Raw genomic sequence first — 15,157 nt, forward strand, 5'->3', positions numbered from 1 at the left:
GTGCTCCCATTCAAAGCTAACAACTTAGTTAAGAAATACGTTGCATTTTAACCATAAAGAAACCATCCATATCATCTGTTGGTGGATATGTTGTAATCATACCACTATTTGACTTAAGTGGGAAATCCTCCACCACAGGAATAATAGAAAACTCCTTATGTTTCTGCAAAAATGATTCAACTACCTCTTCGTTTTCCTTGTAGTTTAATGTACAAGTGGAATATATTAAATAGCCTTTTTCCTTAACAGTCATAGCAGCACGTTCTAAAATGGCTAACTGTAATGGTGGTAATTCTCTAAGTATTGATTCCTGTTTTCGCCAACGCATATCTAGTTTCTTTTGAAGAATACCTAATCCAGAACACGGTGCATCTACGAGCACTCGATCAAAATACGAGTTCCATGAATCTGGTAATTTTGTGGCATCCTGTACTTTTGTATGCACAATAGAAGCACCCAATCGGTCAGCATTTGAATTCATGAGTTCAATCTTATGTTCATGTATATCACAACTCATTAATGAACCTACATTATCCATTAAAGTTGCCATGTACATGGATTTACCACCTGGAGCAGCACAGCAATCTAATATACGCTCACCAGGTTGCGGATTTACGAGACGTGCTACTAGCATAGATGCCTTATCCATAAATGTAATATAACCTTTTATAAATGCCTCAGATTTTTCAAGGCTACCACGATGGCTATTAATATAAATAATATCCTCGTAATTAGAATCCTGTGTAACAGCCCATCCTTGTTCATTTAACATAGTTAAACATTGTGGAATATCAATAAGAATCGTGTTAATACGTGCCGTCAATTTAGGCTGTTCATTAAACCATGCACATAAATCTTCTGTTTTGTCACGACCAAACTCACTTATCCATAAATTGATAAGCCAAAGAGGAATATTGTAAATGAAAGAAATAGCTTCTATATCATTAGCTGCTAAGTCTTCAATACCGATACTATCTTGTTCTCGTATAACGGATCTCAATATGGCATTTACGAAGCCAGATAGACCTCGTGTTAATTTCTTCGCTAATTTAACTGATTCATTAACTGCTGCACTTTCCGGTACCTTATCCATATAGATAATCTGATATACACCTAGTCGTAAAATTTCTACGACCATAGAGGACAATTTTTTTATAGGACGTTTGGCAAAATGTACGATAATAGCATCTAAATAATTGCGTCTACGCACCACACCGTATACAAGTTCTGTAAAGAAGCGTCTGTCTAAGTCAGATAGATTATATTTTGAAATATAGTCCTGTAAAACAATATTAGCATAGGCACCCTTACGATTGATATCAGATAATGCCTTTACAGCCAATAATCGTATATTCTGTTTTTGTCCGTTTTTAGCAATTTCGTTCATAGTTATCCTTATCAATCAGTAACTCTACAGCATCTCGTACCTTGTTAATATCAACAGTCGTATTACAACAAGGTCCATTAGGGCGTTCATTTAATACTCCGATAACAGGAATAGGAAATACATCAGCCATACCACTTGCAAGATCTCGTTCACAAGCTATAGCAATAATCGCTTTAGGTTTTGCTTCTTTAACCTTCATACGAGCCAATGTACCACCAGTGACAACTATAAATTGACAACCATATTCCTTCGCGATTTTCAATAACCCTCCTACCTGACAGCGACCACATTGCTTACAATTGTATACATCATGTGTCACCTTATGAATACAGGTGTTCTCTTGAAGACAATGAGGTGTTAATAAAAGGATACGTTCAGGAGGTACTTTATATAAATTCATAACCACTAGATGATTAATTAAATCAATCATAGCTTGACGTAATTCATCTTTTTGTATGCCTATGAAAGTCTTTCCTAGCCCTAATGATAATGGGAAAAGTAAATAAATAAATCGATTAGCTATTCGTAAAACTATAGGATGAATATATCTAAAACCTAGAGAAGCAATAGCTAGAACAAACCAAAGTCCCCAAATACCTAATATTAAGAGTCCACCTATACTTTCACTAATAAAAGCTAAGTTGTATGATATTCTTTCTAATCCTGGCCAAACTATATACATTGAAAAGCCGATGATTATTGAAATGAATAAACAAGATAGAGCCGATAATTTTAAATATAATGGGTATCTTTTGTAATATATATTACACTTCGTCAAATGCAATACCACCTTTAATTTGGTGACCATTAATAAAATCTTGGGCACTAATACGCTTTTTATTTTCTGGTTGTACCTCTGTAAGGAGAATAAAACCTTGATCACCAGTCGACACAACAAGTCCCTTTGCTGTATGCACTATAGTTCCAGGAGGTGCAAATTCTACAGGAATCTCATTGTTATTTACAAAAATTGTGGTCATATTATTGTTTACAGATATAATCTCAACCATTTGAGCAGACCATATCTTTAACCGTTTCCCCTGTAAGAAAGAATAACATCCAGGTGCAGGATTTAAACCACGAATCAAGTTGACAATCTTATGTGCCGGTTGATGCCAATCAATAAGCCCCATTTCTTTTGTAATCTTAGAAGTGTGGCTTGCTAAAGCGTCATCTTGAGGGGTGGCTGTAATTTCACCTTTCACCCATTTATCTAATACAGGAGAAATAGTGCGAGCCCCTAATTCAGCAATGCGCTCAAATAAAGCGCCTGTTGTTTCATTTGGAAGTATATCAATTTCTGCAATATCGATAATATCTCCTGTATCTAAACCATCATCCATATGCATAATGGTAACCCCTGTTTTAGTATCACCATTTAAAATAGCATAATGGATAGGTGCTGCCCCCCTATATTTTGGCAATATAGATGCATGGATATTAATACATCCATATTTAGGCAAACGAATAAGCCATGGTGGCAAAATCTTACCGTAAGCAATTACGACGATAACGTCTGGTGCAAGATTAATCAATTCCTGTTGAACAGCATCATCACGTAATGTTATAGGTTGATATACGGGCAAATCCAAAGATAACGCAGCTTCTTTAACTGGTGGCATTTGAATCTGCTTACCACGTCCCTTTTGTTTATCGGGTTGGCAATATACACCTACTATAGAATGACCAGCCTCAACTAATGCGCGTAATGTAGGAACAGAAAAATCTGGCGTGCCCATAAATACTATGCGTAATGGATTATTGTTAGACAATTTCCTTCTCCTCCGGATGATCTGCAATACGGCGTAAGTTTGTAGCTTTTTCAATAAACAAATGACCTTCTAAATGATCTATTTCATGTTGAAAAATTCTAGCTAAAAAACCTTCAGCTTTAATCATAACTTTTTTATTATGTGGATCTATACCTGTTACGGTAACCTTTTCAAAACGTTCCACATCTCCAAAATAACCTGGTACACTTAAACAGCCTTCTAGCCCAATTTGGCTTCCTTCACCATGAATAATTTCAGGGTTGATAAGCGCTATTAATCCACTACCAGCATGATCATCAACTACTATTATGCGTTTTGAAACATTAACCTGCGGTGCTGCCAATCCAACACCTTCTGTTTTATACATTGTGTCGGCCATATCTTCTATTAAAGCACGCATTTTTTTATTTACATGTTCTACAGGTTCTGCAACCTCTTTTAATATGGGATGTCCCGCTTTTACTACTTCAAGTACTGCCATATACTCCTCTTATCAAATAGGGTCTACATCGATAAGTAGACCTTCTTGTGTAAAAATCCAAGAATTATATATATAATCTTTTACAGCATCTAAATTTTCTCCGCGAATCATAATCGATAAACGATACATATCGCGAATCTTTTTAATGCCTGCTTCATAAGGACCATTAACATCAATCGATTGTGATTTAAAATTTGTTTCCAAATCATCTACAATTTTTTGAGCAATCGATTCAGCCATTTCTTCCTTCCCATGTCTTATAACCATATAAATCATTTCGCGAAATGGTGGATACCCTAAGTCCTTACGATTTACTATTTCTTCATTGTAAAAGCCCAAATAATCATGAGCCTTACTCTTTATTATAGCATAATTTAAAGGATTATATGTTTGTATAACAACACTGCCAACCTTATCACCACGCCCCGCTCGTCCTGATGTTTGCGTTAGTAGATCAAATGCACGTTCAGATGCTGAATAAACAGGTATATTTAAGACAGAATCAGCTGTCAATATACCTACAGCTGTTACATCCTTAAAATCATGCCCTTTAGAAACCATTTGGGTCCCTAATAAAATATCATATTTATGTTTACCAAAATCTTGAAGAATTTCTTCGCCCATATCTTTATGCTTAGTTACATCTTGATCTAAACGCGCAATACGAGCGCCTTTAAAATGTCGGCGTAATTCTTCTTCAACTTTTTGTGTGCCAGAACCAAAGAATTTAATTCTTTTACTATGACATTTAGGGCATACTGAAGGAATTGGTTCATGGTGCTCACAATAGTGACACCGCAACTCTTCACCAGCTTGATGGTACACCATAGCAACCTCACAATGAGGACACATAATCGTTTCACCACAATCACGACACATGACAAATGTGCTGTAGCCACGACGATTTAAAAGAATAATCATCTGATTTCCATCCGCTAATGTACGCTCAATAAGATGTGTCATAGCATCGGAGAACACAGAGTAGTTGCCACGAATCATTTCTTCTTTCATATCTACAATTTGAACATTTGGCATCGGTTGATCAAAGATACGGGTTGGCAACTCTAACAGCTTATATTGTCCTTGTAAAGCCTTGTAATACGATGTGATAGCAGGTGTAGCAGAGCCTAAAATAACAGGACAATCATGAGCCATACCTCTCCATAATGCAACATTTTTTGCATTATAACGAATCATATCTTCCTGTTTATAGGACGTATCATGTTCTTCATCTAATACAATAAGCCCAATATCTTCAGCAGGCGCGAAAACGGCAGAACGAGCGCCAATAATGATATGGCTATCCTTCCTTCGTATACGTTCCCAGTTATTATTTCGCTCACTAATGGTTAGTTTACTATGGAAAACAACAACTTCATCGCCAAAGGTAGAAACAAAACGACGAACAATCTGATCGGTTAATATAATTTCAGGAACCAGAATAATGGCGGTTTTACCTTTTCCTATACAACGAGCAGCAGCTTTTAAATAAATTTGTGTTTTACCACTACCAGTTACACCATGCAAAAGGAATGTGTTATACGATTCAAGGTCCATCATCTGCTTAATCGGTTCATATACAATTTGTTGTGCTTCAGTTAACGGAATTGTTTCTTCGCCACTCAGCAATTCGGTAAAAGAAGTTTTTGTATCTTTAAAGCGTTCTTCAATATGAATGCCATGCTCTTCACCGACCTGTTTAATAACCATATAAGAATAGCCTTTGGCTCTTAATAAAGATTTAGGAGCCCCACCTACGTCGATGAGATAGTTAGCCAACTCACGCTGCTTGCGCTTCTTAGGACTTAATTGATCAATCTTAAACTCTGGCGTTACAACGAGCCATTCTTCTTTTGGTGCATCGTAAGATTTTAATGTTTTATGCACAGTAAAAAGACGTAAAGCATCTCCAAAGGAACACAAAAAATAACGACTAATTTTCTGTGCCGTATCCATCATTTCCCGAGTAAACCAAGGATCACTATCAAGAATATCTATTATAGAACGCAAAGTAAATGTTGGTTTCTCTAATAGTTCTTCATACCCAATAACGATGCCCTCTTCACGACTACCACCTAAGGGAACTAATACACGAGTCCCGGCTTTCACATCACCAAATTTCTCTGGTAACAAATAGCTTAACGGTTTATGTAATTGTTTGGCAGGTCTATTAATAATAATACTTGCTACGCGCATTAGTTCACCTCCTCTAATCTAATTATTATAACATATCCTAGAGGAGATAAAAAAAGACTTAGTAGACAAGTCTACTAAGTCTTTACTATTATAAGCCAGCTTCGTGACGTAAAATATCAGCTTTATCAGTACGTTCCCATGGAAGATCAACATCAGTTCTACCAAAGTGACCATACGCAGCCGTCTTACGATAATGAGGCTTTAATAAATCAAGCATTTCAATGATACCTGCTGGGCGCAAGTCGAAATGTTTGCTTACTAATTCTTGAATTTTTTCTTCTGCAATCTTAGCAGTACCAAATGTATCAACTAAAATGGATACAGGTTTTGCAACACCAATCGCATACGCTACTTGTACTTCGCATTTATCTGCGAGACCTGCAGCTACAACATTTTTAGCTACGTAACGAGCTGCATATGCTGCGGAACGGTCAACCTTGGAAGGATCCTTACCAGAGAAAGCACCGCCACCATGACGAGCCATACCACCATACGTATCAACGATGATTTTACGACCTGTTAAACCAGCATCACCATGAGGACCGCCGATAACGAAACGACCTGTAGGATTAATGAAGAATTTAGTGTTTTCATCGATGAATTCTGCCGGAAGTGCTGCATCGATAACATAGCGTTTCAAATCATTTTTAATTTGCTCTTGTGTTACTTCTGGGCTATGTTGCGTAGAAATAACGATTGTATCAATACGTTTAGGTTGATTGTCAACATATTCTACAGTAACTTGTGTTTTACCATCTGGACGAAGATATGTTAATGTGCCGTTCTTACGAACTTCTGCTAAACGACGGGATAAACGATGTGCTAAAGAAATTGGCATAGGCATATATTCAGGTGTTTCGTTTGTTGCGTAACCAAACATCATGCCTTGGTCACCAGCGCCAATTTTATCATTGATTTCGCTATTACCATCTTTAGATTCTAATGCTTCGTCTACACCCATAGCGATATCTGCAGATTGTTCATCAATAGATACTAACACACCACAAGTATCACAATCGAAACCATATTTTGCACGAGTATAACCAATTTCTCGAATTGTATCACGTACTACACGAGGAATATCAACATATGTGCTTGTAGAGATTTCCCCTACGACATGGACTAAACCTGTAGTCACAAGTGTTTCACAAGCTACACGAGCCTTTGGATCTTTTTCAATAATCGCATCCAAAACAGCATCAGAAATTTGGTCAGCTATTTTATCTGGATGGCCTTCCGTAACGGATTCAGAAGTAAAAAACATATGTTTTTCTGCCATTTTTGCCTCCTATAATAAAAAAATCCCTCATGGTCTCTCATGAGGGAGACCCATCTATCAGTCCATGACTGTTGGAATTAGCACCTTCTTTTAAAAAGGGTTGCTGTAGCTTCAACGGGCCTTTCCCTCCACTACTCTTGATGAGTTAAATTACGATATAAATTGTATACCATTTTTGTAGAAAAATCAAGTTAATCCACTTTATGTAACGCTAAATCCTGTTCAGCCTTATGTAATGCGCTTTCAAATTTTCGATATATTACATAAGCTATTTTACAGCTAACAATTCAATAACTTCTCCAATAATGTATCTAGCTAATTCTGATTTTTGCATATTTGGCATTATTTTAGGCTCTTTATTAGGATATAAAAAATAGCCTTCATTCGTATCTACATTAAACCCAGCATTTGATTTGCTTACATCATTAGCTACTAACATATCAAGGTTTTTGCGACGTACTTTATCCATGCCGTAATCTACAACATGTTCTGTTTCTGCAGCGAAACCAACCAGTAATTGATGGGTTTTATGCTCTCCCAGCCCTTTAAGTATATCCGGATTCTTTACGAGCTCTAAAGTCATAGATTCCATTTTTTTGATTTTTTGAGGCGCTTTATTAGCCACCCTAAAATCTGAAACAGCAGCAGCCATTATCACCACATCTGTTGATTCGTAATAGGAATTAACAGCCTCCTGCATAGATTCCGCAGAATCTACAGGTACATATTCAACACCTTTAGGAATTTCTAATGATGTAGGGGCACTCACTAGAATTACGCGAGCCTTTTCCTTAGCAGCAGCCGCCGCAATGGCATATCCCATCTTCCCACTAGATCTGTTACCTATATATCTAACAGGGTCGATATTTTCTTGTGTTCCACCAGCTGTAACAAGAACAGTCTTACCAGCTAATTTACCAGTCCCATCTAGAGAATGTAATTCTTCTGTCAACCAATTAACAATCTCTTCTGGTGCTGGCAGTCTACCCACACCTGTTACGCCACAAGCTAGCCAACCAGCATCGGGTTGCATAATATGGTATCCCAAAGATGATAAATCCTTTAAATTTCTCTGTACAATAGGATTATTGAACATCTCTGTATTCATAGCAGGACATAAAAATTTAGGTGCTGGCGTTGCCATAATTGTTGTAGTGAGCATATCATCAGCAATACCAGCTCGTATTTTACCAATTACATTAGCTGTAGCTGGTACCACAATATAGGCATCAGCCCAGGTTGCAAGAGCAATATGTTCTACATTCCAATCGTGGATTTCTTCCCACATATCAACAGCTACAGGATGACCACTAATTTCACCAAATGTCATAGGTGTCGCAATATGAGTAGCATTTTTCGTCATTACCACTTTGACCTCTGCCCCAGCTTTTCGCAAACGACTTACCACTTCAATTGCTTTATATGCAGCAATACCTGCTGAAACACCTACGATAATATGTTTCCCTTTCATAATTCTCCTTTTAAAAATTCCTTGTACAAAATGTACAAGGAATTTTGAGTAAAATTATTTAATACCTTCTTTAGTGCGTTTATATGTTACTTCACCTTCAGCAATCTCATAGAATGCTAAAGATACAGGTTTATCTGTATTATGAATATCTGTAGCAAGACATTCTTCACCATCGGTCAACTCGCGAGCGCGTTTAGCTGCTAGCGTTACCAATGTATATTTACTATCTACACGTTTTTCCAATGCTTTCAATGGAGGTTTTACCATCATACTATCACTTCTCCTTAGACTCTTGATATTGCTTATAAATATATTGAATTTGCTCTTTATTACGACTGATTTTACAAGCTTCAGCACGCAATATAGAAGCAACCTTTAAAGACGCATCCTCTAAATCATCATTGACCACAATATAATCATAACGATGAGCTAATGCTAACTCAGAACATGCCAATGATAAACGCTTATCGATAACCTCTTTTGCATCAGTTCCTCGATTATGAAGACGTTCAGATAATTCGGTTAAAGACGGTGGCACAATATAAATAAATACGGCATCACTAAATCGCTCTTTAACTTGCATAGCACCTTGAATATCGATTTCAAGAAGTACACTCTTCCCTTCATCCAACAAATTCATCACATGTTGTTTTGGGGTGCCATAATAATTATCATATACCTTAGCATACTCTAAAAATGCATCTTCTGACAATAATGATTCAAATTCTTCTTTTGTGCGGAAGAAATAATTAATTCCTTCCTTTTCTCCAACCCGCGGTTCACGTGTGGTCATAGATACAGAATATACAAGATTAGGCATTTCACCTCGTATATTAGAACAAATCGTTCCCTTGCCTGCACCAGATGGGCCGGAGATAACAATTAATAAACCTCGATCTGCCATATTAACTCCTAAGCTTCTACAGTATCTTCATCGACTTCGTGTTGCACAATACGATGTGCCACCGTTTCAGGTTGAATAGCTGACAAAACGATTTGCCCACTATCCATAACGAGCACAGCCCGAGTTTTACGTCCATAGGTTGCATCTATGAGGAGACTTTTATCTCTTGCATCTTGAACCATGCGTTTAATAGGTGCAGATTCAGGACTAATAATAGCGATAACGCGATTAGCAGAAACCATATTACCAAAACCAATGTTTAGTAATTGGATACTCATAAATAGACCTCCTTACTCAATATTCTGTACTTGTTCTCTAATTTTTTCTAATTCACATTTCAATTGTACCACATAGTCTGTCAGTGTTATATCCATCGCTTTTGAGCCAATCGTATTAACCTCACGATTCATCTCTTGAATGATAAAATCTAACTTACGACCAATCGGTTCATCCATCTTAAGTGTATTGGTTAATTGTACCACATGAGACCTAAATCGGACAATCTCTTCCGTAATATCAGTTTTGTCAGCCATAATAGCAACTTCTTGTAGTAAACGATCTTCATTGGCAGTAATATCAAGACCTTCCACATAGTCCATCATTTTAGTTCGCAAATTTTCTTTATAAGCAATAACAGCATCGGCTTTATGACTGTTAATGTCTTCTATAATATTTGTCATTTGTGAAAGCCGGTGTAACAAATCTTGTTGAATATGGATTCCCTCAGATTGTCGCATACTGACTAATGCATTAAGTGCATTAGTTGTAGTATCAGTAACTAAAGACTGAAGTACATCTTCTGTAACTTCAGAATCTTGGATTTGTACCCAATCATTGGATATGGCCATCACTGCTGATAAAGGTACCTCTTGAGGCTCCCTATAAAATCCTTCTGATACCAGTAAGTCTTGAATTTGATGTTTTAAAGAACTATTTATTATGAACTGTTTTTCTCTATCCGCTACATCCTGCAATGTTACAAACACATCAACTTTACCTCGATGTATTGTTTTTTGTATACATTTACGGATACTATGCTCTACAGAATTAACTTGTTTAGGACTTCGTATGTTGAGATCTAAAAATCTAGAATTAACAGATTTAATTTCTATGATACATTGTAAACCATCTACAATTTGAGTTGCTCGCCCAAATCCCGTCATGCTATTCATGGAAGAACCTCCTTTTTATATATTGTATCACGAATTTTAAAGATATCTATTAATTATCTATGTTATACTAAACTATACATTGTGAGTTACCAAATGAAAGGATCACCATGAATTTAGACGGATTAACCATGTCTGTATTGGCAAGAGAATTAAATGAAAGCCTACAGAGTGGACAAATACAAAAACTTTATCAAGTAGATAAACACTCATTACTTTTTAAAGTACGTAATGCTAATCAAGACGTAAATCTGATGATAACTGTAGGGGCCAATCCCGCAATATATATATGTAAACCTATCCAAGATTTGCCCAAAGAACCTAGTTCATTATGCATGTTTCTTCGCAAACATATAGAGGGCAGCCGTATTACATCTGTAGAGCAAATTAACGGGGATCGTATTCTCTGTATCCATATTGATAAGCTTGAAATGGATGGTTCCATCACATCAACATCGATATATATAGAACTTATGGGGAAATATTCTAACTGTATCTTTGTACAAAATGATATAATTTTAGAATCTATTATTCATGTATCACCAATAATGAACAGAGAACGTTCAGTAGGTCCTAAGATGGCATATGAATTACCACCTAATTCTAATCGTGTATCTTTACTAGATTTTAATGAGAAAGAAATATTAAATATTCTTACATCCTTTGGCTCTGGTACAGTCACTAATACTATACGCTCTGTCTTTAATGGATTTGGGAAATCGCTATTGGATTATGTTCTAACATTATCTAGTTTAGATGGCACTGAAGAACTAAAAGCCTTATCAGACGATGCAATTCAAAGATTATCAGGGGCTCTAGAAAATTTAAAAGAAAAATTATTAAACGCTAATCAATTATATGTCTATAAAAATGAAAATGGTAAAAAAATATATATGCCATTTCCAATGGAAACGGATTGTACATTAATAGAAACGTATCCAACCATCTCAAAAGCAATAGAACAGTCTATCGCTGACACGGGTTCAATTCATACGGTTGACAAGGAATTGGAACGTATTATAGCTAATGCTATAAAAAAAGAAGAGTTACGTCACAAAAAGATTAAAGATGAACTAGATGATACTAAAAAGATGGAAACCTATAAATTATATGGTGATCTTTTGATGATTAATAGTCATATACAAGCTCACTATCAATCTTCTATTGACGTACAAAATTTACTTTCAGAAACAGTAGAAACTATAACAATTCCCTTAAAACCTGAATTGACCATTGTGGAAAATGGACAATGGTATTACAAACTATATACAAAATTAAAGAATCGGATTATTAGTGGCCAATACCAACTAGACCAAAGTACGATAAAATTAGAATATTATAGAACAATCTTATACAGTTTATCTTTAGCCACAACTAGAGAATCACTAGAAGAAATACGCCATGAATGTATGGATGCAGGCATTATTAAGAAATCTAAAAAACCTCTCTCCTATAAATTGGGAAAATCGAATTACATTCATCTTGAAATCCCAGAAGGCGAACTTTATATCGGACGAAATAACCAGCAAAATGAATACTTAACTCATCGTTTTGCAAAACCAAATGATCTGTGGTTTCATACACAGGATATTCAAGGTTCCCATCTTATTTTACGTACGAATCATGAACCTGATGATATGGTCATTTCACAAGTAGCAAAATATGCTGCCTATTTTAGCAAGGCCCGTCATTCATCAAAGGTTCCTGTAGACTATACATATATAAAAAATATCAAAAAACCACCTAAATCACCTTTAGGATTTGTGATTTTTAACACTCATCAAACAATGATTGTTGAACCAGAAAAACCACCTATGTATGAGGAATAACAAAACCCCCGATAGATACCTATCGGGGGTTTTCTCTGCAATCATTAGCATTATCTGTACTGATTACAATATATTATTGATTATCAGTTTTTTGTTCACTTTGTTGCAAGCTTTCGCGGTTTTGACGAAGGCTTTCCAACGTTTTTTCTAAATTGTTTTCTACATATTTCAATACATCACCAGCATATTGAATAGAGCTAGATTTTAACTCTTCAGAAGATTGGTTTGCAGCATTGATAATTTGATTAGCTTGTTCTTGTGCTTGCTTAACAAGTTCACTTTCAGCAGTCAATTTAGCAATGTAATCTTTAGCTTGATCGATTAATGTTTCAGCTTGACGTTGAGCATCAGCCAATACTTTATCTTTTTCGGCCACAATACGACGAGATTCATCGAGCTCAAGTGGTAAAGATTCTTGAATTGCATCGATAATACGCATAATTTCATCTTCTTCAACCATGCGTTTTGTAGTCATAGGAATACGGCTGCTAGATTCAATAAGAACCTCTAAATCTTCAAGTAATTTTTCTGTTTTCATACAATTCACTCCTATTATTTATTACCATCGATGTTAAAACGTTTTTCTAATTTTACCTTTACATCGTCAGGAACAAGTCCATCTAACTTACCACCAAATTTAGCTAACTCACGAATCCCTGTTGAGCTTACAAAAGAATATTTATTATTGGTCATAATAAACACGGTTTCAATATCATCATCCAAGTATTTTGCAAATAGAGCACGTTGAAATTCATATTCAAAATCACTAAGAGCTCTAAGTCCACGAATAATAATACTTGCATTTTTGGATTTAACATAATCGATGAGCAATCCACCTGTACAGTCGATTTCTACATTAGGAATATGCTTAACCGCATTGCGAATCATCTCAACGCGTTCTTCCATAGTAAACAATGAATTCTTATTAGGATTTGAACTTACAGCGATAATCAACTTATCTACGAGACGACTACCGCGCTCAAAAATGTCAACGTGACCATTTGTAACGGGGTCAAAACTTCCTGGGCAAACTCCTATCCGCAAGGGTCTAACTCCTTTCACTATGTTTCACAAAATATGAAACAAGGGTGTAACCAAATTTTTGTTCCTTTATACATTCCCATTCTGGTGGCATGGTGAAAGCCTCATCTTTATGATGTTCCAAGACTAAAACACCATCATCAGCTAATGCATCATGAGCCACAACAAAATCAATAGTCTCCTGTATAAAGCCATTTTCATATGGTGGATCAGAAAAAATATAATCGAACTGCTGGTCACCTATAAAATGTTTCAATTGTGAAAGTTTCTTAGGTATGATTTGAATTCGATCCAACACACGACAATGTTCCGCATTCTCTCGAATTAATTTACCAGTTCGATAATCAACAGCAATCGCTGATTCAGCTCCACGACTGAGCGCTTCAATGGCAACAGCACCAGTACCAGAAAATAAATCTAATACACGAGTACCAAATATACCGCGATGCGCTAATACGTTGAAGATACTTTCACGAACACGATCCAAGGTGGGACGTGTATCCATCCCCTTCGGAGCTTTTATAGTATGGCCCTTTGCAGTGCCTCCGATAATTCGCATACAATCCTCACTAGATTATACTCATTAATTATAGTATATAAATACCTAAAATAAAAGTATCTTTTACAATTATGATACTTCGATTTTACTATCTCGGCCCATCAATTCTTGCAATGCTAATTGAGGGGACTTCTCTTCATATAATACCTCATATAGTGATTGTGTGATAGGCATTTCTACATGGTGTTTTATAGCCATATCACGAATAATAGATGTTGCAAAAAATCCTTCTACCACCATATTCGTATGATTCATAATGTAGTCCATTGTTTTACCATCTGCTAGCTGTTGTCCTGCAGCACGGTTACGACTATGCTGGCTCATACAAGTAGCAATTAAATCCCCCATACCAGCTAAGCCTGCATAAGTTTCTTTTCTTGCACCGAGAGCTAAACCAAATCGAGTCATTTCATGTAGACCACGAGTTAGTAATAAAGCCTTACAATTATCTCCAAGAGATAATCCATCAACGATACCAGCAGCCAAGGCTATTACATTTTTTGTAGCCCCTGCTAATTCAACACCAATATAATCGTCACTCGTATATATACGAAATTCTTTGCTGTGTAATGCCTGTTGTACCTTTTTACCTATGTCCATAGATGTCGTACCTACTACGGCTGCAGCAGGTAAGTTTCTACCAATTTCCTCAGCGTGATTAGGACCGGATAAAACAGTTAAATGGCATCCGACAGAGGATAATTCCTCCTTCATGACTGTAGTCAATAACTTACCACTTTCCCGTTCTACACCTTTAGAGCATAACACGTATATTTGATCTTTGTGAGCATATCTTTTTAAATTCTGTAAAGCTGTGCGCACATGAATAGATGGTGTAACAATCAATACAATATCAGCCTGCTCAATAGATGTTTGTAAATCAGAACTAATGATGAGTTCATCAGGCAATATAACACCAGCTAAATATGACTTATTTTCCCTGTACTTAATAAGTTCATCCTTAAACTCTGAACGTCTGCAATATAAGGTTGTATCATTTCCGGCCACTACAGATTTAATAGCAAGAGCTGTCCCCCAACTACCAGATCCGACGATGCAAACTTTCATA

16 protein-coding genes and 1 riboswitch are annotated in these 15,157 nt (G+C 36.2%); of the genes, 1 reads left to right on the plus strand and 15 read right to left on the minus strand.

Annotated elements, in window-relative coordinates; all coding sequences use genetic code 11:
• Window positions 1-28: 28 nt before the first annotated feature.
• The 11 genes from rsmB to HMPREF1151_RS04875 form a co-directional block, all read right to left on the minus strand.
• Window positions 29-1,387 (minus strand): 16S rRNA (cytosine(967)-C(5))-methyltransferase RsmB, encoded by a 1,359-nt coding sequence (rsmB, locus tag HMPREF1151_RS04825; RefSeq protein WP_009661080.1) that lies wholly within the window; start codon window positions 1,385-1,387, stop codon window positions 29-31.
• Entirely contained in the window at window positions 1,371-2,195 is an 825-nt protein-coding gene (locus HMPREF1151_RS09945) for a DUF116 domain-containing protein (RefSeq protein ID WP_038141277.1), read from the minus strand. The genes rsmB and HMPREF1151_RS09945 overlap by 17 nt, the downstream gene beginning before the upstream one ends.
• Window positions 2,152-3,159: a methionyl-tRNA formyltransferase gene (gene fmt, locus HMPREF1151_RS04835; RefSeq protein WP_009661086.1), complete on the minus strand. Its 1,008-nt coding sequence runs from the start codon at window positions 3,157-3,159 to the stop codon at window positions 2,152-2,154. Before fmt ends, HMPREF1151_RS09945 begins: the two co-directional genes overlap by 44 nt.
• Complete coding sequence (gene def / locus HMPREF1151_RS04840) at window positions 3,152-3,640, minus strand: peptide deformylase (RefSeq protein ID WP_009661291.1); 489 nt, start codon at window positions 3,638-3,640, stop codon at window positions 3,152-3,154. The genes fmt and def overlap by 8 nt, the downstream gene beginning before the upstream one ends.
• 12 nt (window positions 3,641-3,652) lie before the next feature.
• A complete protein-coding gene (priA, locus tag HMPREF1151_RS04845) occupies window positions 3,653-5,836 on the minus strand; it encodes a primosomal protein N' (RefSeq protein ID WP_009661152.1) in 2,184 nt (727 codons plus the stop codon).
• Between the two features lie 88 nt (window positions 5,837-5,924).
• Complete coding sequence (metK, locus tag HMPREF1151_RS04850) at window positions 5,925-7,115, minus strand: methionine adenosyltransferase (RefSeq protein ID WP_005379087.1); 1,191 nt, start codon at window positions 7,113-7,115, stop codon at window positions 5,925-5,927.
• A gap of 47 nt (window positions 7,116-7,162) precedes the next feature.
• Window positions 7,163-7,262, minus strand: a riboswitch (SAM riboswitch).
• Between the two features lie 121 nt (window positions 7,263-7,383).
• The gene (gene coaBC, locus HMPREF1151_RS04855; RefSeq protein ID WP_009661232.1) at window positions 7,384-8,586 is read right to left on the minus strand and encodes a bifunctional phosphopantothenoylcysteine decarboxylase/phosphopantothenate--cysteine ligase CoaBC; all 1,203 of its coding nucleotides are present in this window, start codon (window positions 8,584-8,586) and stop codon (window positions 7,384-7,386) included.
• 54 nt (window positions 8,587-8,640) lie between these two features.
• Complete coding sequence (gene rpoZ / locus HMPREF1151_RS04860) at window positions 8,641-8,856, minus strand: DNA-directed RNA polymerase subunit omega (RefSeq protein ID WP_005378818.1); 216 nt, start codon at window positions 8,854-8,856, stop codon at window positions 8,641-8,643.
• Between the two features lie 4 nt (window positions 8,857-8,860).
• Entirely contained in the window at window positions 8,861-9,490 is a 630-nt protein-coding gene (gene gmk / locus HMPREF1151_RS04865; protein WP_005378959.1) for a guanylate kinase, read from the minus strand.
• Between the two features lie 8 nt (window positions 9,491-9,498).
• Entirely contained in the window at window positions 9,499-9,768 is a 270-nt protein-coding gene (remA, locus tag HMPREF1151_RS09775; protein ID WP_005379012.1) for an extracellular matrix/biofilm regulator RemA, read from the minus strand.
• A 12-nt stretch (window positions 9,769-9,780) separates the two neighbouring features.
• Window positions 9,781-10,662: a YicC/YloC family endoribonuclease gene (locus HMPREF1151_RS04875; protein WP_009661254.1), complete on the minus strand. Its 882-nt coding sequence runs from the start codon at window positions 10,660-10,662 to the stop codon at window positions 9,781-9,783.
• A 107-nt stretch (window positions 10,663-10,769) separates the two neighbouring features.
• On the opposite strand from HMPREF1151_RS04875, the gene HMPREF1151_RS04880 reads away from it, so the two are divergent.
• Window positions 10,770-12,488: an NFACT family protein gene (locus HMPREF1151_RS04880; RefSeq protein WP_009661041.1), complete on the plus strand. Its 1,719-nt coding sequence runs from the start codon at window positions 10,770-10,772 to the stop codon at window positions 12,486-12,488.
• A 73-nt stretch (window positions 12,489-12,561) separates the two neighbouring features.
• Here the strand turns inward: HMPREF1151_RS04880 and HMPREF1151_RS04885 are convergent, their stop codons facing one another.
• From HMPREF1151_RS04885 to HMPREF1151_RS04900, 4 genes are all read right to left on the minus strand, one after another.
• Window positions 12,562-13,026 carry a hypothetical protein gene (locus tag HMPREF1151_RS04885; protein ID WP_005381306.1) on the minus strand — a complete coding sequence of 155 codons (465 nt, stop codon included), beginning with the start codon at window positions 13,024-13,026 and terminating at the stop codon, window positions 12,562-12,564.
• Between the two features lie 14 nt (window positions 13,027-13,040).
• Window positions 13,041-13,532 carry a pantetheine-phosphate adenylyltransferase gene (coaD, locus tag HMPREF1151_RS04890; RefSeq protein ID WP_009661312.1) on the minus strand — a complete coding sequence of 164 codons (492 nt, stop codon included), beginning with the start codon at window positions 13,530-13,532 and terminating at the stop codon, window positions 13,041-13,043.
• A gap of 4 nt (window positions 13,533-13,536) precedes the next feature.
• Window positions 13,537-14,088 (minus strand): 16S rRNA (guanine(966)-N(2))-methyltransferase RsmD, encoded by a 552-nt coding sequence (rsmD, locus tag HMPREF1151_RS04895; protein WP_005378836.1) that lies wholly within the window; start codon window positions 14,086-14,088, stop codon window positions 13,537-13,539.
• Between the two features lie 69 nt (window positions 14,089-14,157).
• A complete protein-coding gene (locus tag HMPREF1151_RS04900; protein WP_005378850.1) occupies window positions 14,158-15,156 on the minus strand; it encodes an NAD(P)H-dependent glycerol-3-phosphate dehydrogenase in 999 nt (332 codons plus the stop codon).
• Window position 15,157 lies beyond the last annotated feature (1 nt).

This window comes from Veillonella sp. ACP1, assembly GCF_000286635.1.
GTDB lineage: Bacteria > Bacillota > Negativicutes > Veillonellales > Veillonellaceae > Veillonella > Veillonella atypica.